Source organism: Mycobacterium sp. NPDC050551 (assembly GCF_040674075.1).
Lineage (GTDB): Bacteria > Actinomycetota > Actinomycetes > Mycobacteriales > Mycobacteriaceae > Mycobacterium.
Window position 1 is genome coordinate 263,194 of sequence record NZ_JBFARC010000008.1, and the last position, 23,810, is coordinate 287,003.

Genomic DNA, 23,810 nt, shown 5'->3' on the forward strand with positions numbered 1-23,810 from the left:
GGACCATCCGGCTGCCGGGATCGGTGGCCGAGATCATGGGCGGCCCCGGCGGCCCGGAGATCGGCGCCTTCTTCGACCTCGACGGCACCCTGGTGGCCGGATTCACCGGCGTCATCATGACCCGAGACCGGCTGCGTCGCAGGCAGATGGGCGTGGGCGAGTTCATGGGCATGGTGCAGGCCGGGCTCAATCACCAATTGGGGCGCTCGGAGTTCGAGGACCTGATCGGCAAGGGCGCGCGGATGCTGCGTGGCAGTTCGCTGTCCGACATCGACGAACTGGCCGAGCGACTCTTCGACAAGCACGTCCGCAACCGCATCTACCCCGAGATGCGCGACCTGGTGCGGGCGCACATGGCGCGCGGGCACACCGTGGTGCTCAGTTCGTCGGCGCTCACGGTCCAGGTGGAGCCGGTCGCGGAGTACCTCGGCATCGAGAACGTGCTCAGCAACAAGTTCGAGACCGACGAGGACGGCTGCATCACTGGCGAGGTGACGCGGCCGATCATCTGGGGCCCGGGCAAGGCCAGGGCCGTTCAGGCGTTCGCCGCCCGCAACGGCGTCGACCTCGCCAAGAGCTACTTCTACGCCGACGGCGACGAGGACGTCGCACTGATGTACCTGGTCGGCAATCCGCGTCCCACCAATCCGGCGGGCAAGCTGGCGGCCGTCGCCGCCAAGCGCGGGTGGCCGGTGCTGCGGTTCACGAGTCGCTCCGGCAGCAGCCCGGTCTCGCAGTTGCGCACGGTCGCGGGCATCGCTTCGCTGGTGCCGGTCGCCGCGGGCGCCGTCGGATGGGGACTGCTCAACCGCAACCGGCGCAGCGGGGTGAACTTCTTCACGTCGGCGTGGAGCCGGCTGGTGCTGACGACGGCGGGCATCAGCCTCAACGTGCTCGGGCAGGAGAACCTGACCGCCCAGCGGCCCGCGGTGTTCATCTTCAACCACCGCAACCAGGCCGACCCGCTGATCGCCGGCAGGCTCGTCGAGACCGACTTCACCTCGGTGGGCAAGAAGGAGCTCGAGAACGACCCGATCATCGGCACCATCGGCAAGGTGATGGACGCGGCGTTCATCGACCGCGACGACCCGAAGAAGGCCGTCGAGGCGCTGCACAAGATCGAAGAGCTTGCCCGCAAGGGCATTTCGATCCTCATCGCACCCGAGGGCACCCGCCTCGACACCACCGAGGTCGGCGAGTTCAAGAAGGGGCCGTTCCGGATCGCGATGTCCGCGGGTATCCCGATCGTTCCGATCGTCATCCGCAACGCGGAGGTGGTCGCCGCCCGGGACTCCAGCACGTTCAACCCCGGCACCGTGGACATCGCTGTGTACCCGCCGATCTCGACCGACGGCTGGACGGTCGAGGACCTGCCCGAGCGCATCGACGAGATACGCAAGATCTACCTCGACACGCTGAAGGCCTGGCCGTACCAGGAGTTGCCGACCCCGGCGCTGTACAAGCGAAGGGCCGGGCAGTCCCCGGAGAAGGCCGAGAAGAAGGCCGCACCGGCGAAGAAGGCCACTGCCACGAAGACCGCCGCGAAGAAAACCGCCGCGAAGAAGGCCGCACCGGCAAAGAAGGCCACGGCTGCGAAGAAGGCCGCGAAGAAGCCGGCGCCGGCGAAGAAGACTGCCGCACAGAAGAACCCGGGCACCAAGAATCCCGGTGCGAAAGGCCGCCCGTGAAACGCCCAGCCGGATACTTCGACAGCTTCACCACCACCGACGACGCGCTGGTGCTTGCCGCCGCCTCCTCTCCTGCGGAGGTGCAGCTGCTCGAGGACTGGCTGCAGGCACAGCGCCGCGATCATCCCGACGTCCGCGTCGAGGTGTTGCAGCTGCCGGTCGTCGACGACCCGCCGCCCGCCGTGCTCGCCCGGCTGGTCTCCGAACTCGAAGCCGACCAGGACCGCACCGTCGTGCCGGTGCGGGTGTTCTGGGTTCCCGGCGGCCTGCCGACCCGCTCGAAGGTGGTCTCCCTGATCTCCGGGCGCGACACCTACCGTCCGCCGGAGATCCTGCAGCGACGCATCCTCAAGAAGGACCCGGCGCGGGCCCGTGTGGTGGCGGGCGAGCCCGCCAAGGTCTCCGAGCTCCGCCAGCAGTGGAGTGACACGACGGTCGCCGAGAACCCACGGGATTTCGCGCATTTCGTACTCCGTCGGGCGGCGCTGGCCATCGAACGGGTCGAGTACCGCCTGCTCGGTCCGGAATACAAGTCGCCGCGGCTGGTCAAGCCGGAGATGCTGGCCTCGGCCCGGTTCCGGTCGGGGTTGGACCAGATCGACGGCGCCGACCTCGAGAAGGCCGGCGCGATGCTCGACGAGATGGCCACCGGCTGGAGCCGGGTGTCCATCGACCTGATCCCCGCGCTGAGCCGAGCCATCTTCAGCCGCGGTTTCGATCCGCGCATCGACTACGACCGCGACCAGGTCGAGGCGATGCGGCGCAACCTCGAAGACCATCCGGCGGTGATGCTGTGGTCGCACCGGTCGAACCTCGACAATCCGGTGCTGACGGTCGCGCTGTACGAGAACCGGTTGCCGCCGGTGAGCACGTTCGGCGGCATCAACATGGACTTCCCGCCGCTGGGTTCGTTGCTCCGCCGCTCCGGGGTGATCTTCATCCGGCGCAACATCGGCGACAACGCGCTGTACAAGTACGTGCTCAAGGAGTACATCGGCTACGTCGTCGAGAAGCGGTTCAACCTGAGCTGGTCGATCGAGGGCACCCGGTCTCGGACGGGCAAGATGCTGCCGCCCAAACTGGGCCTGCTGTCCTACGTCGCGGACGCCTATCTCGCCGGACGCACCGACGACCTTTTGCTGCAACCTGTTTCGATCAGCTTCGACCAGCTGCACGAGACCGCCGAGTACGCCGAGTACGCCCGCGGCGGCGAGAAGGCCGCCGAGGGCGTCAGCTGGCTCTACAACTTCATCAAGGCCCAGGGGGAGCGCAACTTCGGCAAGATCTACGTCCGCTTCCCCGAGGCGGTGTCGATGAAGCAGTACCTCGGCCCGGCGCACGGCCCGGCCGCGGAGGACCAGGCCACCAAACGCCTTGCGCTGCAGAAGATGGCGTTCGAGGTGGCCTGGCGGATCCTGCAGGTCACCCCCGTCAACGCGACCGGGTTGGTGTCCGCGCTGCTGCTGGCCACCCGTGGCGTCGCCCTGACCCTCGACCAACTGCATCACACGCTGCAGGACTCGCTGGACTACCTGCAGCGCAAGCAGACACCGATGACCAACAGCGCGCTGCGGCTGCGCACCCCCGAAGGGGTACTCGCCGCGGTGGACGCACTGTCCAACGGGCACCCGGTCACCAGGGTCGACAGCGGTCGGGAACCGGTCTGGTCGATCGCACCGCAGAACGAGCACCAGGCCGCGTTCTACCGCAACACCCTGATCCACGCCTTCCTGGAGACGTCGATCGTCGAACTCGCGCTGGCCTATGCCAGGCGCAGCGACGGCGACCACCTCGCGGCGTTCTGGTCGCAGGCGATGCGGCTGCGCGACCTGCTGAAGTTCGACTTCTACTTCGCCGACTCGGCGGCGTTCCGCGAGCACGTCGCCGAGGAGATGTCCTGGCATGCCGACTGGGAGGCCCATGTCTCGGCCGGCGGTGAGGACGTCGACCGGCTGCTGCGGGCCAAGCGGCCGCTGATCGCCGCGGCGATGCTGCGGCCGTTCTTCGAGGCCTACGAGATCACCGCCGACGTGCTGCGCGACGCGCCCGCCGAGATCGGCGAGAAGGACCTCACCAAGCTGGCGCTCGGCCTGGGCAAGCAGTACGTGGCGCAGAACCGGGTGCGCAGCACCGAGTCGGTGTCGGCTCTGCTTTTCGCCACCGCCCGCCAGGTGGCCGCCGACCAGAACCTGCTGTCGCCCGCCGACGACCTCGATCAGCGCCGCGAGACGTTCCACGCCGAACTGTGCGGCATCCTCGCCGACATGGACCGCGTCGAGCAGCTGGCACGCACACAGTTCGGCGAGCGCGAGGCGCAGCGCCGCTCCTAGCAGGACGGCTGAGGCGACCGGCCGGGCACCTCATACGCTGGACACCATGACAACCGTGGCGGCCAGGGTGCGCACCAGCGCGGCGTGGCCGGTGCTCGTGGGCGTGGGCCTGCTGGCGGGGGCGACGGCCGCGGGTATCGGCGCGCTGTCGCTGGCCGACGCGCTCAGCGCCACCGGGCTGCCCGACCCCGGGCCGGTCACCACATACGGGCTGCCGTTCGTGCGGGCCGCGGGCGAGATCGCGGCGGTCGTCGCGGTCGGTGCCTTCCTGTTCGCGGCGTTCCTCACACCGCCGCAGGCCACCGGTGTGCTCGATGCCGCCGGCTACCGCGCGCTGCGGCTCGGCACCGCCGCGTCGGCCATCTGGACGGTGTGCGCGGTGCTGCTCGTGCCGCTCACGGTCTCGGATGTCTCGGGGCAGCCGCTGCGCGACCATCTGGGGCCGGCCGAGATCTGGGCGGCCGCCGACCTCGTCGACGTCGCGGGCGCGTGGCGCTGGACGGCGCTGCTGGCCGCCGCCGTCACCGTCGCGGCCCTGCCCGTGCTGCGCTGGTCGTGGACCCCGGCGCTGCTGGCCGGCGCGCTGATCAGCCTGGTGCCGCTGGCGCTGACCGGTCACTCGTCGTCGGGCGGTGCGCACGATCTGGCCACCAACAGCCTGCTCATCCACCTGATCGCCGGCGCGCTGTGGGCCGGGGGACTGTTCGCACTGCTGGCACATGCCCTGCGCGGCGGCGACCACTCGGACCTGGCCGCCAGGCGCTTCTCGGCGCTCGCGCTGTGGTGCTTCGTCGCGATGGCGATCAGCGGGATCGTCAACGCGCTCGTGCGGGTGCCCCTCGACGAACTGCTGGGCAGTCAGTACGGCGCACTGGTGCTGGCCAAGGTCAGCGCCCTGGCGGTACTCGGCGTGCTGGGGTGGCGGCAGCGACGGCGCGGCGTGGCGGCGCTGCAGGCCGACCCGACCGCCCGCGGCCCGCTGCTGCGGCTCGCGCTCGCCGAGGCGGCGGTGTTCGGCCTGACATTCGGGATCGCCGTCGGGCTGGGCCGCACCCCGCCGCCGGCGCTGAGCAGTCAACCGACTCCGGTGGAGGTGGAGATCGGCTACGACCTCGCGGGCCCGCCGACCGTGGCCCGCATCCTGTTCGACTGGCGCTTCGACCTGATCCTCGGCACCGCCGCGATCGTGCTCGCCGCGGTCTACCTGCTCGGAGTGCGACGGCTGCGCCGCCGCGGCGACGCCTGGCCGGTGGGCCGCACCACGGCGTGGCTGTGCGGTTGCGCCGCGCTGCTGATCACGACGTCGTCGGGCATCGGGCGGTACATGCCCGCGATGTTCAGCGTGCACATGGTCGCCCACATGCTGCTGTCGATGCTGGTGCCGATCCTGCTGGCACTGGGCGGCCCGACGACGCTGGCGCTGCGGGCGCTGCCGACCGCGGGCCGCGGCGCGCCCGGTCCACGCGAATGGCTGCTGGCCGCCCTGCACTCCCGGGTGTCGCGGTTCCTGACCAACCCGATCGTGGCGCTGGTGCTGTTCGTCGCCGGCTTCTACGGCCTCTACTTCGGCGGCATCTTCGACTCGGCCGTCACCAGCCACGCCGCGCACGTCCTGATGAACGTGCACTTCCTGGTGACCGGCTACCTCTTCTACTGGGTGGTGATCGGCGTCGACCCGACGCCGCGGCCCCTCCCGCAACTGGGCAAGCTGGCCATGGTGTTCGCCTCGCTGCCGCTGCACGCCTTCTTCGGGGTCGTGCTGATGGGCACGCAGAGCGTGCTGGCCGAGCCGTTCTACCGGTCGCTGCAGCTGAGCTGGCACACCGATCTGCTCGGTGACCAGAAGCTCGGCGGCGGCGTCGCGTGGGCGGCCGGCGAGATTCCGCTGGTGCTGGTGATGATCGCCCTGCTGATCCAGTGGCGGCGCAGCGACCAGCGCACTGCCACGCGGCTCGACCGCGCCGCCGACCGCGACGACGACGCCGACCTGGCCGCCTACAACGCGATGCTGGCCGAACTGGCCCGCCGCGAGAGCCGCTGACCGCCGCCGGCCGACACGATCCACAGTCCCGGCTCCATCCACAGGGCGTCGCGCAGCGGCGTCACCAGCGTTGGTCCCGTCGGTGCCGTCGCGGTCAATGGCTGCAGCGGCGACGCACAGGTGCCCGCCGCACCAGTGGAGCGAAAGGACACATCGAAATGTTCGAGACACCGATCACCGTCGTCGGCAACATCGTCACCAACCCGGTCCGGCACCGGGCCGGTGAGCAGGAGGTCATCCGGTTCCGGGTGGCCAGCAACTCGCGCAGGCGCACCGCCGGAGGCGAGTGGGAGCCGGGCAACTCGCTGTTCGTCAGCGTCAGCTGCTGGGGCAAGCTGGTGACCGGCGTCGGCGCCGCCCTCGGGAAGGGAGACGCCGTCATCGTTGTTGGACAGGTGTACACCAGCGAGTACGAGGACAAGGAAGGTGTGCGCCGGACCTCGACGGAGGTGCGCGCCACCTCGGTGGGGCCTGATCTGTCCCGGTGCATCGCGCGGATCGAGAGCCGACGGCACCCTGGCACCACGACCGACGACCAGCCGGCGCCCGCCGCTGACGGTGACATCGCCGACATCGACACCACCGACAGCGACATCACCGGCAGCTACCCGGCCGGCACCGCGGCCGACGACTCCGACCCGCTGCCACTGACCGCTTAGCGCCATCCGGCCACGCCTAGGATGGTCCGCGAGCATCACCCGCCAACCGAAAGGCACAACCCCGGCATGGCCGAATTCATCTACACGATGCGGAAGGTCCGCAAGGCGCACGGCGACAAGGTGATCCTTGACGACGTCAACCTGAACTTCCTCCCGGGAGCCAAGATCGGCGTCGTCGGCCCGAACGGGGCCGGCAAGTCGAGCGTCTTGCGGATCATGGCCGGCCTCGACCAGGCCAACAACGGCGACGCCTACCTGGCGCCCGGCGCGTCGGTCGGCATCCTGATGCAGGAGCCGCAGCTCGACGAGGACAAGACCGTCCGCGAGAACGTCGAGGCCGGCGTCGCGATCAAGGGCAAGCTCAACCGGTACAACGAGGTGGCCGAGCTGATGGCCACCGACTACACCGACGAGCTCATGGAGGAGATGGGCACGCTGCAGGAGGAGCTCGACGCGGCCGACGCGTGGGACATCGACTCGCAGCTCGAGCAGGCGATGGACGCACTGCGCTGCCCGCCGCCCGACGAGCCCGTCACGCACCTCTCCGGTGGCGAGCGACGCCGTGTCGCCCTGTGCCGGCTGCTGCTGTCCAAGCCGGACCTGCTGCTGCTCGACGAGCCCACCAACCACCTGGACGCCGAGAGCGTGCTGTGGCTCGAACATCACCTCGCCGACTACAAGGGCGCCATCCTGGCGGTCACCCACGACCGGTACTTCCTCGACAACGTCGCCGAGTGGATCCTCGAGCTCGACCGCGGCCACGCGTACCCGTACGAGGGCAACTACTCGACCTACCTGGAGAAGAAGGCCGAGCGCATCGCGGTTTCGGGGCGCAAGGACGCCAAGCTGCACAAGCGACTCCAGGAGGAGCTTGCCTGGGTGCGGTCGGGTGCCAAGGCCCGCCAGGCCAAGAACAAGGCCCGCCTGCAGCGCTACGAGGAGATGGCCACCGAGGCGGAGAAGACGCGCAAGCTCGACTTCGAGGAGATCCAGATCCCGACCCCGCCCCGGCTGGGCAACGTGGTCGTGGAGGTCGAGCACCTCGACAAGGGCTTCGAGGGTCGCACCCTGATCAAGGACCTGTCCTTCTCGCTGCCACGCAACGGCATCGTCGGGGTGATCGGGCCCAACGGCGTCGGCAAGACCACCCTGTTCAAGACCATCGTCGGTCTCGAGCAACCCGACAGCGGCACTGTGAAGGTCGGCGAGACGGTCAAGCTGAGCTACGTCGACCAGAACCGTTCGCAGATCGATCCCAAGAAGAACGTCTGGGAGGTGGTCTCCGACGGCCTCGACTACATCGAGGTCGGGCAGAACGAGGTGCCGTCGCGGGCCTACGTGTCGGCGTTCGGGTTCAAGGGCCCCGATCAGCAGAAGCCTGCGGGCGTCCTGTCCGGCGGTGAACGCAACCGGCTGAACCTGGCGCTCACCCTCAAGGTCGGCGGCAACCTGATCCTGCTCGACGAGCCCACCAACGACCTCGACGTCGAGACCCTGAGCTCGCTGGAGAACGCGCTGCAGAACTTCCCGGGCTGCGCCGTGGTGATCTCCCACGATCGCTGGTTCCTCGACCGCACCTGCACGCACATCCTGGCGTGGGAGGGCGACGACGACAACGAGGCCAAGTGGTTCTGGTTCGAGGGCAACTTCGGCGGCTACGAGGAGAACAAGATCGAGCGGATGGGTGCGGAGGCGGCGCGGCCGCACCGGGTGACCCACCGTCGGCTGACACGCGACTGATCGCACCGTGCGGGACCGTAGGGGTCTGGGGGGCGACTTCCCGGTGGGGCAGGAGCGCAGCGACCGGGGGCGGACTAAGGTCGCTCGTGCGTGCCAGTGCCGGCGCGCACGTGTGAGTCAGGAGTGATCCGCATGACGGGACGTGGCGCCGCGCAGGACGAGCAGCCCGCAACGGCGACACCCGATCCCGACACGGCGAAGCGGTTGGCCGGTGCGTTCGTCGCCGCCTTCCGCGGGATTCACGACGAGTCGTCCGAGCCCGGCGCCGACGACCAGGCCTCCGCCAAACAGGCGGTGTCCCCGGAACTGGTGGAGTCGCATTACCGGCTCGGCCTGCGCCGCTCGCCGGGCGAGACGCTGGTGGCCACGCATCCCGACGACGCCGGCGTCGGCCCGGCTCTGCAGATCGTCACCGAAAACGCTCCGCTGCTGATGGATTCGGTGACCGTGCTGCTGCACCGCCTCGGTGTGGCCTACCGCGCGATCATGAATCCGGTGTTCCAGGTGCGCCGCGACGCGGACGGACAGCTCGAGGACATCGCGCCGGCCGACGAGGACGCCGGCGAGGACGCTTCCAACACCGAAGGCCACGAGGCGTGGGTGCACATCGCGCTCAGCGGGGATGCCGACCGCGACGCGCTGGCCGAGGCTCAGCGGCTGCTGCCCGACATCCTGGCCGACGCCCGGCAGGTCGCTCTCGACAGGGACGCGATGGTGGCCGCCCTGAACGGTCTGGCCGACGAGGTGGAGGACGACTCCGGCGGCCGGTTCCCCGGTGCGGAGCGCAAGGACGTCGCCGCGCTGATGCGCTGGCTGGCCGACGGGCACTTCGTCCTGCTGGGGTGCCAGCGCTGCCCGGTGACCGACGGCCAGGCGTCCGTCGATCCCGACAGCAGGCTCGGCGTGCTGCGGCGGCGGACCGACGTGCTGCCGCAACTCGCCGCCGACGACGACCTGTTGGTGTTGGCGCAGGCCACCATCCCGAGCTATCTGCGATACGGCGCGTACCCCTACATCGTGGTCGTGCGCGAACGGGACGGCTCCGGCGGTGACACCCACACGGTCGAGCATCGATTCGTCGGCCTGTTCACCGTGGCCGCGCTCAACGCCAATGTGACCGAGATCCCGCTGGCATGCCGGCGGGTGAACGAGGCGCTGGCGCTGGCCAAACGCGACCCCGGCCATCCGGGTCAGCTACTGCTCGACGTCATCCAGACCGTGCCCCGCCCCGAACTCCTGACGCTGAGCGCCCAGGAACTGCTCGACATGGCGATGGCGGTGGTGGAACTGGGTTCGCGCCGCCGTGCGCTGCTGTTCCTGCGGGCCGACCACCTCGCCCACTTCGTGTCGTGCCTGGTGTATCTGCCCCGTGACCGCTACACCACGGCGGTCCGGCTGGAGATGCAGGCCATCCTGGTTCGCGAACTGGGCGGTGAGAGCATCGACTACACCGCGAGGGTGAGCGAGTCACCGTGGGCGGTCGTGCACTTCAGCGTCCGGCTGCCGCATTCGGCGCAACCCGCCCGCGTCGACACCTCGCCTGAGAACGAGAGCCGGATCCAGGACCTGCTGACCGAGGCGGCGCGCACGTGGGCCGACCGGTTGACGGGTGCGGTGCGCAGCGGGTCCATTGATCAGGGCACCGCCGAGCATTACGCGGCGGCGTTCACCGAGGACTACAAGCAGGCCGTCGACCCGCTGGACGCGATCGACGACATCGCGATCATCGAGGAACTCGACGACGATTCGGTGAAGCTGGTGTTCGCCGAGGGCGGCGAGGACCGGGTGGGACAGCTGACCTGGTATCTGGGCGGCCGGTCGGCGTCGCTGAGCCAGTTGCTGCCGATGCTCCAGTCGATGGGCGTGGTGGTGCTCGAGGAGCGGCCGTTCACGGTGAAACGCGCCGACGGCCTCGCCGTGTGGATCTACCAGTTCCGGGTGACGCCGCACCGCAGCATCCCCGACGCGCCCGGGGGCGCCGAGCAGGAAGCGATGGAGGCCCGTTTCGCCGACGCCGTCACCGCGATCTGGCACGGCCGCATGGAGGTCGACCGCTTCAACGAGCTGGTGCTGCGCGCCGGCCTGACCTGGCAGCAGGTGGTCATCCTGCGGGCCTACGCGAAATACCTGCGGCAGGCCGGATTCCCGTACAGCCAGTCCCACATCGAGTCGGTGATCAACGACAACGCCGGCACCGCAGGCTCGCTCGTCACGCTGTTCGAGGCGCTGTTCAATCCCGCCGAAGGGCAGGACGGCTCGAACAAGCGCCGCGACGCACAGAAGGCGGCGGCAGCCGTCACCGCCGACATCGACGCGCTGGTCAGCCTCGACACCGACCGCGTGCTGCGCGCGTTCGCGTCGATGATCGAAGCGACGCTGCGCACCAACTACTTCGTCACCGGGGCGGAGTCGGCGCGCGCGCAGAACGTGCTGGCGGTCAAGCTGAATCCACGCCTGATCGACGAGTTGCCGCTGCCCCGACCGAAATTCGAGATCTTCGTCTACTCGCCGCGGGTGGAGGGCGTGCACCTGCGGTTCGGGCACGTCGCGCGCGGCGGTCTGCGCTGGTCGGACCGGCGAGAGGACTTCCGCACCGAGATCCTCGGCCTGGTCAAGGCGCAGGCGGTGAAAAACGCCGTCATCGTCCCGGTCGGCGCCAAGGGCGGTTTCGTCGTCAAGCAGCCGCCGGACCTGACCGGTGACGCCGCCACCGACCGGGATGCGCAGCGCAACGAGGGCATCGCCTGCTACCGGCTGTTCATCAGCGGACTGCTCGACGTCACCGACAACGTCGACAAGGCCAGCGGCCAGGTGGTCACCCCGCCCGAGGTCATCCGCCGCGACGGTGACGACGCCTACCTGGTGGTGGCCGCCGACAAGGGCACCGCCACCTTCTCCGACATCGCCAACGAGGTCGCAGGCTCCTACGACTTCTGGCTGGGCGACGCGTTCGCCTCCGGCGGGTCGGTGGGCTACGACCACAAGGCGATGGGCATCACGGCCAAGGGCGCGTGGGAGTCGGTCAAACGGCACTTCCGCGAGATGGGGGTGGACACCCAGAGCGAGGACTTCACCGTCGTCGGTGTCGGCGACATGAGCGGAGATGTGTTCGGCAACGGCATGCTGCTGTCGAAGCACATCCGGCTGCTCGCGGCGTTCGACCACCGGCACGTGTTCCTCGATCCGGACCCGGACGCGGCGTCGTCGTTCGACGAACGCAAGCGGTTGTTCGAACTGCCGCGCTCCTCGTGGGAGGACTACGACACCTCACTGCTGAGCGAGGGCGGCGGTGTCTATCAGCGACAGCAGAAGTCGATACCGGTCAGCCCGCAGGTGCGGGCCGCTCTCGGCATCGAGGGTGACGCCGAGGAGATGTCGCCGCCCGAGCTGATCAAGGCGATCCTGAGGGCCCCGGTCGACCTGCTGTTCAACGGCGGCATCGGCACCTACGTCAAGGCCGAGACCGAGGCCGACTCCAACGTCGGCGACCGGGCCAACGACCCGGTGCGGGTCAACGGGAACCAGGTGCGCGCCAAGGTGATCGGTGAAGGTGGCAACCTCGGGGTGACCTCGCTGGGGCGCATCGAGTACGACCTCGCCGGTGGGCGGATCAACACCGACGCGCTGGACAACTCCGCCGGCGTCGACTGCTCGGACCACGAGGTCAACATCAAGATCCTGATCGACTCGCTGGTCACCGCGGGCAAGGTCGACCCCGCCGACCGCACCGATCTGCTGCTGTCGATGACCGACGAGGTCGGTCGGCTGGTGCTGGTGGACAACGAGGACCAGAACGATCTGATGGGCACCAGCCGGGCCAACGCCGCCAGCCTGCTGCCCGTGCACGCCCGGATGATCAAGGACTTCGTCGCCGACAAGGGGCTCAACCGCGAACTCGAGGCGCTGCCCTCGGAGAAGGAGATCCGCAGGCGGCTGGAGGCCGGGATCGGCCTGACCTCACCGGAACTCGCCACCCTGATGGCACATGTCAAGCTGGCGCTCAAGGACGACCTGCTGGCCGGCGACCTACCCGACCAGGAGGTCTTCGCGTCGAGGCTGCCGACGTACTTCCCGTCGACGCTGCGCGAGCGCTACGGCGCCGACATCCGCAACCACGAACTGCGCCGCGAGATCGTCACCACGATGCTCGTCAACGATCTCGTCGACACCAGCGGCATCACCTACGCCTACCGCATCACCGAGGACGCCGGGGTCGGGCCGACCGACGCGGTGCGAAGTTTCGTCGCCACCAACCAGATCTTCCGGATCGGCGAGGTGTGGCGGCAGATCCGCGCCACCGACCTACCGGTCTCGGTGTCCGACCGTATGACGCTCGACCTGCGCCGGCTCGTCGACCGCGCAGGCCGGTGGCTGCTCAACTACCGCCCGCAGCCGCTGGCGGTCGGCGCGGAGATCAACCGGTTCGCCAAGAAGGTCGAGTCGCTCACGCCGCGGATGCGGGAGTGGCTGCGCGGCGACGACGAGGCCATCGTCGACAAGGAGGCCGCCGACTTCTGCCGCAACGGCGCCTCGGAGGACCTGGCCTACATCGTGGCCAGCGGGCTGTACCAGTTCAGCCTGCTCGACATCATCGACATCGCCGACATCGCCGACCGTGAACCCGCCGAGGTCGCCGACACCTATTTCGCCCTGATGGACCACCTCAACACCGACGCACTGCTCACCGCGGTCTCGCAGTTACCGCGCGGCGATCGCTGGCATTCGTTGGCGCGGTTGGCGATCCGGGACGACCTCTACGGTTCGCTGCGGGCGTTGTGCTTCGACGTGCTCGCCGTCGGCGAGGTCGAGGAGAACGGCGAGGAGAAGATCGCCGAGTGGGAGGCGACGAACAGTTCGCGGGTGGCGCGGGCGCGGCGCACGCTCACCGAGATCTACGAGGACGACGAGCGCGATCTGGCCACGCTGTCGGTGGCGGCCCGCCAGATCCGCAGCATGACTCGCACGAGCGGAACAGGAGCCGGATGACGGCCGTAGGGTTCACCGCACCGGTGCATGTGCGCTGGTCGGACATCGACATGTACCAGCACATCAACCACGCCACCATGGTCACCCTGCTGGAGGAGGCGCGGATCCCCTTCCTGCGCGAGCCTTTCGGCGACAACATCACGACGATCGGGCTGCTGATCGCCGACGTGAACATCGCCTACAAGGCCCAGTTGCGGCTGATCGACTCGCCGCTGCAGGTGACGATGTGGTCGAAACGCGTTCGGGCGGTGGACTTCACCGTGGGCTACGAGGTCCGCTCCGTCGGCGCCGCGCCCGACTCCAAGCCGGCGGTGATCGCCGACACCCAGCTCGCGGCCGTGCACATCCAGGAGCAGCGGCTCGAGCGCCTGACCGGCGCGCAGAGGGATTACCTGCAACGCTATCTGCGATGACTGTGCAGGAACGCGGCATCTGGCTCCATGACGCCCGGCACCGCGACGACCTCGCCATCTTCGTCGACCGTGCGCTGCGCCTCGACGAAGCCGCCGTCATCCGGTTGCGGGAACGCTCGCGGGATCACATCGTCGCCTGGGTGGCAACCGGTTTCGACGTGCTGGCCAGCCGGGTGGTCGTTGGCCGGACACGGCCCGCAGACCTCAGTGCGGGTGCCGACGCGCTCGCTCACGGGTTGAGTGCGGCGGGCGCCGACGGGTTCGTCGACACCGGGTTCCCGATGGACTCGGCGTGGCGGGGCGGGCTGCCGCCCGACAGCGGCTTCGTCCATCTCGACGACGTCCCCGCCCGCGCGGTGCTCGAGTTGGCGGCTCGCGGAGCCGAACTCGCCAAGGAGCACAGCGGCGCCCACGGCCCGCCTGCCTCGTTGCTCGACCAGGAGGTCGTGGCGGTCAGTTCGGCGGACGACAGTGTCGGCATCCCGATGCGGTGCGTGTTCGCCCTGACGGCAATGGGATTCCTGCCCCCGTCGGGGGAGGCGGTGGCCGCCGACGAGATCGTCCGGGTGCGGGTGCTGCCGACGTGGCTGCGCATCGACGCCCGATACGGATCGGTCTACCGCCGTCGCGGCGATCCCGCCCTCGTCCTGCGCTGAGCGCTCGACAGGAACAGCTCAGACCAGCCAGGCCGCCGCGTCCGGCGGCAGCGCACCGCCCACGAGCGGTGCGCTCGCGAACAGCAGCTCACCGTCGGGCAGCCCCGTCGGCTCGGTGCCGGCGTTGAGGACGCAGCGCAGGCCGCCCGGCAACCCGAACGCCAGGGTGTCGGGCGCCGAGTCGAGCCACTCGACCGACCAGCCGTCGAATTCGGTTCTCTCGCGCCGCAGTCGGAGGGCCGCGGTGTAGAACGCCAACGTCGATTCGTCGTCGGCGGACTGCTTCTGCACCGTGAGATCCGACCATTCCGGCGGGATCGGCAGCCACGTGTCGGCCGACTCGGAGAACCCGAACGGCGGCGCCTCACCCGACCACGGCATCGGCACGCGGCAGCCGTCGCGGCCGCGTTCGGTGCCGCCGGAACGCAGCCACACCGGATCCTGCAGCACCTCGTCGGGCAGCTCGACGTTGGGCAGGCCCAGCTCCTCGCCGTTGTAGACGAACACCGCGCCGGGCAGCGCCAGCATCACCAGCGCCATGGCCTTCGCCCGCGCCAGTCCGACCGGGCCGCCGCCGTAGCGGGTGACCTCGCGGTCGACGTCGTGATTGGACAGCGTCCAGGTCGGCGTCGCGTTCTGCAGTGCCACCGCGGCCAGCGAGTTCTCGATCGCGTCGCGGATCTCGGCGGCGTCGAATTCCGCGCGCACCAGCCGGAAGTTGAAGCCCAGGTGCAGTTCGTCGGGCCGCAGGTACGCGGCGAACTCGACGTTGTCGTACACCCAGACCTCGCCGACGGCGACCGCGTCCCGGTACTCGTCGAGCACCGCCCGGATGCCGCGGTGGATGTCGTGCACACCGGAGTGGTTGAAGCGCGGATCGCGCTCGGTGTCGGAGAGCAGCTTGTTCTCGGCGCTGGTCATGTCGGGCAGGTCGGCCGGTTTGGACATGCCGTGCGCGACGTCGATGCGGAACCCGTCGACACCGCGTTCGAGCCAGAATCGCAGCGTCTTCTCCAGGTCGTCGAACACCTCCGGGTTGTCCCAGTTGAGGTCGGGCTGTTCGGCGTCGAACAGGTGCAGATACCACTGACCCGGATTGCCGTCGGCCTCCACCACCCGGGTCCACGCCGGACCGCCGAACACCGACACCCAGTTGTTGGGCGGGTGCAGGCCGTCCTGGCCGCTGCCGTCGCGGAACAGGTAGCGCGCCCGCTGCTCGCTGCCGGGACTCGACGCCAGCGCGGCCTGGAACCACGGGTGCGCCGAGCTGGTGTGGTTGGGCACCAGGTCCATGGTGACCTTGATGCCGCGGCTGTGCGCCGCCTCGACCAGCCGGTCCAGTGCGTCGATGCCGCCGAACAGCGGGTCGACGTCGCGGGGGTCGGCGACGTCGTAGCCGTGGTCGGCCATGGGGGAGACGGTGACCGGGTTCAGCCAGATCGCGTCGACGCCGAGGCGCTGCAGATGGTCGAGTCGCGCGGTGACCCCGTCCAGGTCGCCGATGCCGTCGCCGTCGCTGTCCGCGAACGACCGCGGATACACCTGATAGAACACCGCTCGAGACCACCAGGGCCGCTGCTCGGTCGTCGCACTCTCGGTCATTGCATCAATTGTGCCGACGTCGCGCCGGAGCCGCTCAGAACGACGAGTTGACCATGCTCTGCGCCGCCATCTCCAGGTAGGCCAGCAGCTCCCGGCGGTGGGTGTCGTCGAGGGTGTTCGAGTCGATCTCCGCGACGGCGGTGTGCATGCAGCGCAACCAGGCGTCGCGTTCGATGAACCCGATCCGGAACGGTGCGTGCCGCATCCGCAGCCGCGGGTGGCCGCGCTGGTCGGAGTACGTCCGGGGGCCGCCCCAGTACTGCTCGAGGAACATCCGCAGCCGCACCTCGGCGGCGTCGAGCTCGTCCTCCGGGTAGAGCGGGCGCAGGATCTCGTCGTCGCGGACCAGCTCGTAGAACCGCCGCACCAGGGCGTGGAAGGTCTCGTGGCCACCGACTTCGTCGTAGAACGAGCGTTGTGGTTGCGTCACGCGTCCATTGTGGCCCCTGGCCCGTATGAGCCGGTCAGCCGGTGATGTCACCCGGAATTCACCGGACTGACCTGCGAACACTCGCAGAATTGTCGTGCGATCGGCGACGATCCATGGTGGACTGTCTCCTCGGAGGACGTATGGCGCAGCGCAAGAAAAGCCGCGGTCACCGGAGTCCCGGAACCGCGGCGGGTCCCACAGGGTCCGCGACCACGACTGCGCCGACGCGCGCCCTGCACAGTGTCGAGACCTCCGCTCCCGTCGTCCGCGACGCCTCGGTGTGGGGCCGCCGCCGGGTACTGCTGCTGAACTCGACCTATGAGCCGCTGACCGCCCTGCCCATGCGCCGGGCGGTGATCATGCTGATGTGCGGCAAGGCCGACGTGGTGCACGACGACCCCTCCGGGCCGGTGATCCATTCGGCCACCCGCACCATCGTGGTGCCCTCGGTGATCCGGCTGCGCAGCTTCGTCCGGGTGCCCTACCGCGCCCGCATCCCGATGACCCGGGCGGCGCTGATGCACCGTGACCGCTTCCGCTGCGCCTACTGCGGCGCGAAGGCCGACACCGTCGACCATGTGATCCCGCGCAGCCGCGGCGGCGACCACTCCTGGGAGAACTGCGTGGCGGCCTGCTCGGAGTGCAATCACCGCAAGGCCGACCATCTGCTCACCGAACTGGGCTGGAGCCTGAGGTCGACGCCGCTGCCGCCGAAGGGTCAGCACTGGCGGCTGCTGTCGTCGGTGAAGGAACTCGATCCGGCGTGGATGCGATACCTGGGTGAGGGCGCGGCCTGAAGCCGGTGTGGGATACGGTTTGCTCGTGAGCACACCGCTGATGCACTCTCTGTTCGTCCTGGTGCCGGTGGGACTGACCGCCGTGCTGGCCCTGCTGATCTGGCGCGGCAAGGGTCCTCACCCGGCGACATACAAGATGTCCGAGCCATGGACGCATGCGCCGATCCTGTGGGCGGCCGAAGAACCTGCCGACCACGGACACGGTGGACACGGCGATCACCTGACGGTAGGAGGCGGCGCAAGTGGCAAGTGGTGAGATCGCGCCCGTCACGCGCGGTGAACTCGACCTTCCCCACGGCTGGGCGCTGACCTCGAGCGGACGCCTGTCCGGGGTGACCGAGCCCGGTGAGCTGTCGGTGCACTACCCGTTCCCGTTGAAGGACCTGGTGGTGCTCGACGATGCGCTGAAGTACGGCTCGCGGGCGGCCAAGGCGCGTTTCGCGGTCTACATCGGCGATCTCGGCGCGGACACCGCGGCGACGGCCCGGGAACTCCTGGCGAAGGTGCCGACGCCCGACAACGCCGTGCTGCTGGCCGTCTCGCCTGATCAGCACGCCATCGAGGTGGTGTACGGCTCGAAGGTCAAGGGCCGCGGCATCGAGGGCGCCGCGCCGCTCGGAGTGTCGGCCGCCGCGGCGTCGTTCAAGGACGGCAACCTGATGGACGGCCTGATCAGCGCGGTGCGCGTGCTGACGGCCGGCGTCTCGCCCCGCTGACCTTCCGCCCGCCTTCTCCGCCGAGCGGTCGGCGCCTGCTGTTTTCGCGCTGGCCGCAACGGGTATCGCTTGGCCCGCGGGTGCACATGCGCTGCCGCGGAGAGGTGATCGATGCGGCGAGGCTCGGTGGTCCACAGGGCCACCCGCCATGACGGGCTGCAGACCGCGGCCCGGTCCGGGTATGTCGTCAGCGGCCTGCTGCATCTGCTGATCGCCTACGTCATCGTGCGGATCGCCCTCGGCCACCGCGGCGACGCCGACCCCTCGGGTGCGCTGGCGACGGTCGCGGAGACCCGCGGCGGTGCGATCGCGCTGTGGGTGATCGTGGTGGCGCTGGTGCCGCTGATGATGTGGCGGCTCGCCGAGTCGCTGATCGGCCTGCACCCCGCCGAGAGTCACGACCCCGACCGTGACGACGCGGGAAAGCTGAACCGGCTGAAGGCTTTCGGGCTGCTGCTCGTCTACTGCGGCGTCATGGTCACCGCTGTCCGGTTCGCCGCAGGCGACCGCGAGTCCAGCCGCGACCAGAACACCGGCATCAGTTCCCGGCTGATGCACACCGTGCCGGGCCAGACCGCGCTGATCGTGACCGGCATCGTCGTGGCCGTCATCGGCGGCTACTACGCCTACAAGGGCGCATCGCGGCGCTTCCTCGCCGACCTGACCGGTCCGGTGAGCCCGCTGATCGTCGTCCTCGGCCTGTGCGGCTATGTCGCCGAGGGAATCGTCCTCGCCATCGCGGGGGTGCTGCTGGTGGTCGCCGCCGTCGACGCCGACCCCTCGAAGGCGGCCGGGCTGGATGCCGCGGTCAAGGCACTGGGTGCGACGCAGGCCGGCACGATGCTGCTGATCGGTGCGGCCGTCGGCTTCGGCGCGTACGGGCTGTACAGCTTGACGCTCACCCGCTATTCACGGATGTAGCGTCAGGCGACGTCGAACCGCCTGGCCCGCAGGGCACGCTCGACACCGGCACGGCCTTCGATGACCAGCCGGCGCAGCGCGGGCGGCACGTCCCCGGCGAGGAACCGGTCGGCCGCGTCGAGAGCCTCCTGGCTGATGTCCGACGCCGGATACAGCCCGACGACCATGGTCTGGGCGACCTCGCTGGACCGCCGCTCCCACACCCCGGAGATCGCGTCGAAGTAGCGCTGTGTGAACGGCGCCAGCAGTTCCCGCTGGCCGGGCCGCACGAAGCCACCGATGATGGCGCGGGCGGTGATGTTGGCCAGTGTGTCGTCCTCGACGACCTGCTGCCAGGCGGCGTCCTTCACTGCGGTCTGCGGACGGGCCGCGGCGGCCGCGGCGGCGTTGCGCCTGCCCGCGGCGGTCGGGTCGTTCTCGGCCTCGGCGTCGATGAACGGGGTCTCCACGCCGTCGGCGTCCAGATCGCCGCTGGCGGCCAGCGCGGTGACGATCCGCCAACGCAGGTCGGTGTCGATGACCAGGCCCGGCAGGTTGACCGCTGCCGGCTCGTTGTCGAGCAGCGTGGCCAGCACGGCGACGTGGTTGCGCGACAGCACCGACGCGCACAGCGCATTCACGAACGCCAGCTGGTGGTCCGACCCCGGAGCCGACTCACGCGCCAGGTCCAGCAGCCGGTCGCCGAAGGCGGGCCACCCGTCGGCGCTCGCCCACGCCGGGTCGGCGTAGGAGTTCAGCGCCGTCTGGGCCTGCAGCACCAGACGCTGGGCCACGCCCACCTCGGATTCGGCGTGCAGGCCGCTCATCACCAGCGCGACGAAGTCGCGGGCCTTCAGCTCGGCTTCGCGGGTCATCTCCCACGCGGCCGACCACGCCAGCGTGCGCGGCAGCGGTTCGCCGATGTCGGCGATGCGCGTGAGCACGGTCTGCAACGAATCGGGGTCGAGCCGCAGCGAGCAGTAGGTCAGGTCGTCGTCGTTGACGACGATCAGCTTGCCCCGCGAGACGCCGTGCAGCGCAGGCACGTCCGTTGTCGAGCCCTCGATGTCGAGTTCCTCGCGGTGCACCCGCACCAGCTTGCCGGTGACCTCGTCGTCGTCGTACACACCGACCGCCAGCCGGTGCACGCGGGTCTCGCCGGCGCCCGGCGCGGCGCCACTCTGGTCGATGGCGAAGCGGGTGAAGCGTCCGTCGGCGTCGAGGTCGAAGTCGGCACGCAGCGTGTTGAGTCCGGTGGTCTTGAGCCACTGCCTGCCCCAGCCGGACAGGTCGCGGCCCGACGACTTCTCCAGCGCGCCCAGCAGATCGCCGAACGTGGCGTTGCCGAACGCGTGATCGCGGAAGTAGTCACGCAGGCCGGCGAGGAAGGATTCCAGCCCGACGTAGGCGACGAGCTGCTTGAGCACGCTGGCGCCCTTGGCGTAGGTGATGCCGTCGAAGTTGACCTCGACCGCGTGCAGATCGGGGATGTCGGCGGCGACCGGATGCGTCGACGGCAACTGGTCCTGCCGGTAGGCCCAGGACTTCTCGACGTTGGCGAATGTCGTCCACGCCTCGGTGAATTCGGTGGCCTCGGCCTGGCACAGCACGGAGGCGAACGTCGCAAAGGACTCGTTGAGCCAGAGGTCGTCCCACCACTGCATGGTCACCAGGTCGCCGAACCACATGTGCGCCATCTCGTGCAGCACCGTCTCGCAGCGCCGTTCGTAGGACGCGCGGGTGACCTTGCTGCGGAACACGTAGTCCTCGAGGAACGTCACCGCGCCGGCGTTCTCCATCGCGCCCGCGTTGAACTCCGGGACGAAGAGCTGGTCGTACTTGCCGAAGGCGTAGGGCACGCCGAAGTTGCGGTGGTAGAAGCCGAAACCCTGCTTGGTCTGGGTGAACAGCCGCTCGGCGTCCATGAACTCGCCGAGTGACCGCCGGCAGAACAGTCCGAGCGGGATCTCGCCGTGCTCGTCGCGGTAGAGGTCGTCCCAGCGGGCGTACGGCCCGGCGATCAACGCCACCAGGTAGGTGCTCATCCGCGGCGTCGTCACGTAGCTGTGCGTCTTCGACGCGCCGTCGTCGCGGGTGGCTTCCAGGGCGCCGTTGGACACCACCTCCCAGTGCGCCGGTGCGGTGACCGTGACGTCGAAGGTGGCCTTGAGGTCGGGCTGGTCGAAGCACGCGAACATCCGCTTCGCGTCGGCGGTCTCGAACTGCGAGTACAGGTACACCTCGCCGTCCACCGGATCGACGAAACGGTGCAGGCCCTCACCGGTGTTGGAGTAGCGGCAGTCGGCGTCGACCACCACGACGTTGTGCTCGGCCAGCCCCGTCAGCGCGATGCCGGTGGACTCGTCGTAGCCCGAGACGTCGAGGTCCCGGCCGTTGAGGGTGGCGCCGCGGACCGTGTCGGCAGCCAGGTCGAGGTAGGTGTCGGCGCCGGCCAGCGCGTCGAACTCGACCGTGGTCACCGAGCGGAAGGTGCGCTCGCCGGGCTTGCCGTCACCGTCGGTGAGGTCGAGGGCGATGCGGTAGGAGTTCACCGTGACGAGGGCGGCGCGCTCGGCGGCCTGATCGCGGGTCAGATTGGGGAGTGCCACGACCGCCAACCCTAGTGTGCGCGGCGACTGAAGGTCGGGGCAGAGGGCTTGGCGGGTCAGCCGCGCGGTGGCCTCACCGCAGACCCGGGTTCCCCAACCAGCCGAGGAAGCTGCCGGTCCCCACCTTCGACATCATCGACGGGCAGTACATCTGGATGGCGATGCCTGCGAAGAACGCGGCCATCTCCGGTGGGACGCCGTCGTTGCGGACGACCGAGACCACCTTCGCGAAATTCTTGCCTGGTTCCACCAGCATCGGGCACACCCGCTTGCCGAGTTCGACGGTGTCGGCGGGGTTGCCGTGGCCCACCCCGGCGCGGTTGAGCGCGGTGAGGAAGGCGTCGTCGACCGGGTCGGCCGCGGCCGGCGGTGCGAACACGGCGGCTCCTGCGACCAGCGCGGATGCGCCGAGCAGCGCCCATCGTCGATTGACTGCTGCCGGCATCGCTGCTCCTCGTCCTGGGGTGAGGAGTCCGGTCGAGGCCGCTCCGTGTACTCGAGCAACACTGGTTCACTTCAGTCACAACAACAACACGCTTCGGTCAAGATTGACCCACCAATGCGCGTCGCCGTCGCCGACGTACCGCAATGCATGCTGATCGCCGCCGAGGGGAACACCGGCGAGACGAGCTCAGTTGTGTTGAGCGGAGTGCACCCGTGAAAACCGAGAGGACTGTCAATGGCCGGGAAAGATGTCGCTGGATTCTGGTTCGACCCGCTCTGCCCGTGGTGCTGGATCACCTCCCGATGGATCCTCGAGGTCGAGAAGGTGCGTGACATCCAGGTCGACTTCCGGGTGATGAGCCTCGCCGTGCTCAACGAAGGGCGCGACCTGCCCGAGGAATACCTCGAGATGATGAAGAAGGCCTGGGGACCGGTTCGGGTGGCCATCGCCGCCGAGCAGCTCAAGGGACGCGAGATCCTGCGCCCGCTGTACACCGCGATGGGCACGCTGATCCACAACGAGGGCAACAAGGACTTCGACGACGTGATCGCCAAGTCGCTCGAGCAGGTCGGACTCCCGGCTGAGCTTGCCGAGGCCGCGAACAGCGAAGAGTACGACGAGGCGCTGCGCACCAGCCATCACGAGGGGATGGACGCCGTCGGCGAGGACGTCGGCACCCCGACCATCCACATCAACGGGGTCGCGTTCTTCGGTCCGGTGCTCTCCCGCATCCCGCGCGGTGAAGAAGCAGGCAAGTTGTGGGACGCGTCGGTGATCTTCGCGTCCTACCCGCACTTCTGGGAACTCAAGCGCACCCGCACCGAGGCGCCGGAGTTCGACTGATCGTCAACTGAGCCCGGCGACGGCGGCCTCGATCTCGGTGACCCGGCCGGGGTCGAGGCCCCAGGGGTCGGACACGCCGACGCGGCGGTCCAGGTCCCACAGCACGCACTGCTCGCCGGGGTCGGCGACCATCGACCACGCGATGACGGTGCGGCGCAACTGATCGCCGAGTGAGTCGTGACGCGCATCCGATGGCGCGCCGCCCTCGGGGTGGTGATGGAGGAAGCGGCCGTACGCCGCCTCGCAGAACGCCGAATACCTTGCGGTGCAGAGAATGAAGCCGTGCCACGCCTCGTCGACGGCATGCGATGGCATGCCGATCACCTGGTCGTCGCGCAACGCGGCGGCGCAACAGCGCAACCACTGCCGCAAACCCGTCTCGACCAGCTCGCGGGGTTGCCACGGACAGGTCTTGAACACCGCCGGAGGCAGCTCGAGCCGAGCCACCGCACTGCCCGCCCGGGCTGTCGGATCCACCCGTCGCCGCCACATGTTTTCACCATATGCGCAGGGCATATCGTGGCGTAACCTTCTGCCATGAACACGGGGGTGATCTTGACGGCGGTGGTCGTCGGGGGAGCGGCGACGATCGTCGCCGCATATTTGCTGATGCAACGACGGAACCGCGGGACGGCTGTCCAGGACCGAACCGAGGACGTCTGGGCCGCGGGGCTGGTGAACGAACGCTCCGCGCCCGCCGCGCAGCGAAAGGTCAAGGACAGGCGCGAACTGTGGGCGCGGCGATATGGAGCCGGTTCGGCCTGGGGCACGGCGGGAGTGGGTGGCGCGTACTACGCCAACTACGACGGCGTGGCGCCGATCGACGACGGCGGCGCGGGAGACGTCCACGGCGCGACGGGATGCGGCGGCGGTGCCGGGTGCGGCGGCGGTGGCTGCGGCGGCGGAGGCGGTGGCTGCGGGGGCTCCTGACCCCGCACCATTCTCAATTGTTTCG

19 protein-coding genes are annotated in these 23,810 nt (G+C 69.3%); 14 read left to right on the plus strand and 5 right to left on the minus strand.

Going from position 1 to position 23,810, the window contains the following annotated elements; all coding sequences use genetic code 11:
• Window positions 1–35: 35 nt before the first annotated feature.
• From AB0K11_RS27430 to AB0K11_RS27465, 8 genes are all read left to right on the plus strand, one after another.
• Window positions 36–1,688: an HAD-IB family hydrolase/lysophospholipid acyltransferase family protein gene (locus AB0K11_RS27430; RefSeq protein ID WP_364984834.1), complete on the plus strand. Its 1,653-nt coding sequence runs from the start codon at window positions 36–38 to the stop codon at window positions 1,686–1,688.
• Window positions 1,685–4,018, plus strand: coding sequence for a glycerol-3-phosphate 1-O-acyltransferase (locus AB0K11_RS27435; protein ID WP_364984696.1), 2,334 nt, complete (start codon window positions 1,685–1,687; stop codon window positions 4,016–4,018). The genes AB0K11_RS27430 and AB0K11_RS27435 overlap by 4 nt, the downstream gene beginning before the upstream one ends.
• A gap of 46 nt (window positions 4,019–4,064) precedes the next feature.
• Complete coding sequence (locus AB0K11_RS27440) at window positions 4,065–6,059, plus strand: cytochrome c oxidase assembly protein (RefSeq protein WP_364984698.1); 1,995 nt, start codon at window positions 4,065–4,067, stop codon at window positions 6,057–6,059.
• A 158-nt stretch (window positions 6,060–6,217) separates the two neighbouring features.
• Window positions 6,218–6,718 carry a single-stranded DNA-binding protein gene (ssb, locus tag AB0K11_RS27445; protein WP_364984700.1) on the plus strand — a complete coding sequence of 167 codons (501 nt, stop codon included), beginning with the start codon at window positions 6,218–6,220 and terminating at the stop codon, window positions 6,716–6,718.
• Window positions 6,719–6,784: 66 nt separating this feature from the next.
• A complete protein-coding gene (gene ettA, locus AB0K11_RS27450; protein ID WP_364984703.1) occupies window positions 6,785–8,458 on the plus strand; it encodes an energy-dependent translational throttle protein EttA in 1,674 nt (557 codons plus the stop codon).
• Between the two features lie 132 nt (window positions 8,459–8,590).
• Window positions 8,591–13,444 carry an NAD-glutamate dehydrogenase gene (locus tag AB0K11_RS27455; protein ID WP_364984705.1) on the plus strand — a complete coding sequence of 1,618 codons (4,854 nt, stop codon included), beginning with the start codon at window positions 8,591–8,593 and terminating at the stop codon, window positions 13,442–13,444.
• The gene (locus AB0K11_RS27460; RefSeq protein ID WP_364984707.1) at window positions 13,441–13,857 is read left to right on the plus strand and encodes a thioesterase family protein; all 417 of its coding nucleotides are present in this window, start codon (window positions 13,441–13,443) and stop codon (window positions 13,855–13,857) included. Before AB0K11_RS27455 ends, AB0K11_RS27460 begins: the two co-directional genes overlap by 4 nt.
• Complete coding sequence (locus AB0K11_RS27465; protein ID WP_364984709.1) at window positions 13,854–14,513, plus strand: hypothetical protein; 660 nt, start codon at window positions 13,854–13,856, stop codon at window positions 14,511–14,513. The genes AB0K11_RS27460 and AB0K11_RS27465 overlap by 4 nt, the downstream gene beginning before the upstream one ends.
• An 18-nt stretch (window positions 14,514–14,531) precedes the next feature.
• On the opposite strand, the gene AB0K11_RS27470 is transcribed toward AB0K11_RS27465, so the two are convergent.
• Window positions 14,532–16,115 (minus strand): glycoside hydrolase family 13 protein, encoded by a 1,584-nt coding sequence (locus AB0K11_RS27470; RefSeq protein WP_364984711.1) that lies wholly within the window; start codon window positions 16,113–16,115, stop codon window positions 14,532–14,534.
• 34 nt (window positions 16,116–16,149) lie between these two features.
• Window positions 16,150–16,545: a globin gene (locus tag AB0K11_RS27475; RefSeq protein WP_364984713.1), complete on the minus strand. Its 396-nt coding sequence runs from the start codon at window positions 16,543–16,545 to the stop codon at window positions 16,150–16,152.
• A 140-nt stretch (window positions 16,546–16,685) separates the two neighbouring features.
• Between AB0K11_RS27475 and AB0K11_RS27480 the strand changes: the two genes are divergently transcribed.
• From AB0K11_RS27480 to AB0K11_RS27495, 4 genes are all read left to right on the plus strand, one after another.
• On the plus strand, window positions 16,686–17,342 hold the full coding sequence (locus AB0K11_RS27480) for an HNH endonuclease (RefSeq protein WP_364984715.1): 657 nt from the start codon (window positions 16,686–16,688) through the stop codon (window positions 17,340–17,342).
• 40 nt (window positions 17,343–17,382) lie between these two features.
• Window positions 17,383–17,598, plus strand: a complete 216-nt coding sequence (locus AB0K11_RS27485; protein WP_364984836.1) for a hypothetical protein — start codon at window positions 17,383–17,385, stop codon at window positions 17,596–17,598.
• Window positions 17,585–18,058 carry a DUF5130 domain-containing protein gene (locus AB0K11_RS27490; protein WP_364984717.1) on the plus strand — a complete coding sequence of 158 codons (474 nt, stop codon included), beginning with the start codon at window positions 17,585–17,587 and terminating at the stop codon, window positions 18,056–18,058. The genes AB0K11_RS27485 and AB0K11_RS27490 overlap by 14 nt, the downstream gene beginning before the upstream one ends.
• A gap of 126 nt (window positions 18,059–18,184) precedes the next feature.
• A complete protein-coding gene (locus AB0K11_RS27495; RefSeq protein WP_364984719.1) occupies window positions 18,185–18,979 on the plus strand; it encodes a DUF1206 domain-containing protein in 795 nt (264 codons plus the stop codon).
• 2 nt (window positions 18,980–18,981) lie between these two features.
• On the opposite strand, the gene pepN is transcribed toward AB0K11_RS27495, so the two are convergent.
• Together pepN and AB0K11_RS27505 are read right to left on the minus strand one after the other, a co-directional pair.
• The gene (gene pepN, locus AB0K11_RS27500) at window positions 18,982–21,567 is read right to left on the minus strand and encodes an aminopeptidase N (protein WP_364984721.1); all 2,586 of its coding nucleotides are present in this window, start codon (window positions 21,565–21,567) and stop codon (window positions 18,982–18,984) included.
• A gap of 73 nt (window positions 21,568–21,640) precedes the next feature.
• Window positions 21,641–22,012, minus strand: a complete 372-nt coding sequence (locus AB0K11_RS27505; protein WP_364984723.1) for a DUF732 domain-containing protein — start codon at window positions 22,010–22,012, stop codon at window positions 21,641–21,643.
• 234 nt (window positions 22,013–22,246) lie between these two features.
• On the opposite strand from AB0K11_RS27505, the gene AB0K11_RS27510 reads away from it, so the two are divergent.
• On the plus strand, window positions 22,247–22,855 hold the full coding sequence (locus AB0K11_RS27510; protein WP_364984725.1) for a DsbA family protein: 609 nt from the start codon (window positions 22,247–22,249) through the stop codon (window positions 22,853–22,855).
• Window positions 22,856–22,858: 3 nt separating this feature from the next.
• Here the strand turns inward: AB0K11_RS27510 and AB0K11_RS27515 are convergent, their stop codons facing one another.
• Complete coding sequence (locus AB0K11_RS27515) at window positions 22,859–23,347, minus strand: hypothetical protein (protein ID WP_364984727.1); 489 nt, start codon at window positions 23,345–23,347, stop codon at window positions 22,859–22,861.
• 45 nt (window positions 23,348–23,392) lie between these two features.
• Here AB0K11_RS27515 and AB0K11_RS27520 point away from each other — a divergent pair, with 45 nt between their 5' ends.
• Entirely contained in the window at window positions 23,393–23,785 is a 393-nt protein-coding gene (locus tag AB0K11_RS27520) for a hypothetical protein (RefSeq protein ID WP_364984729.1), read from the plus strand.
• Window positions 23,786–23,810: the final 25 nt, after the last annotated feature.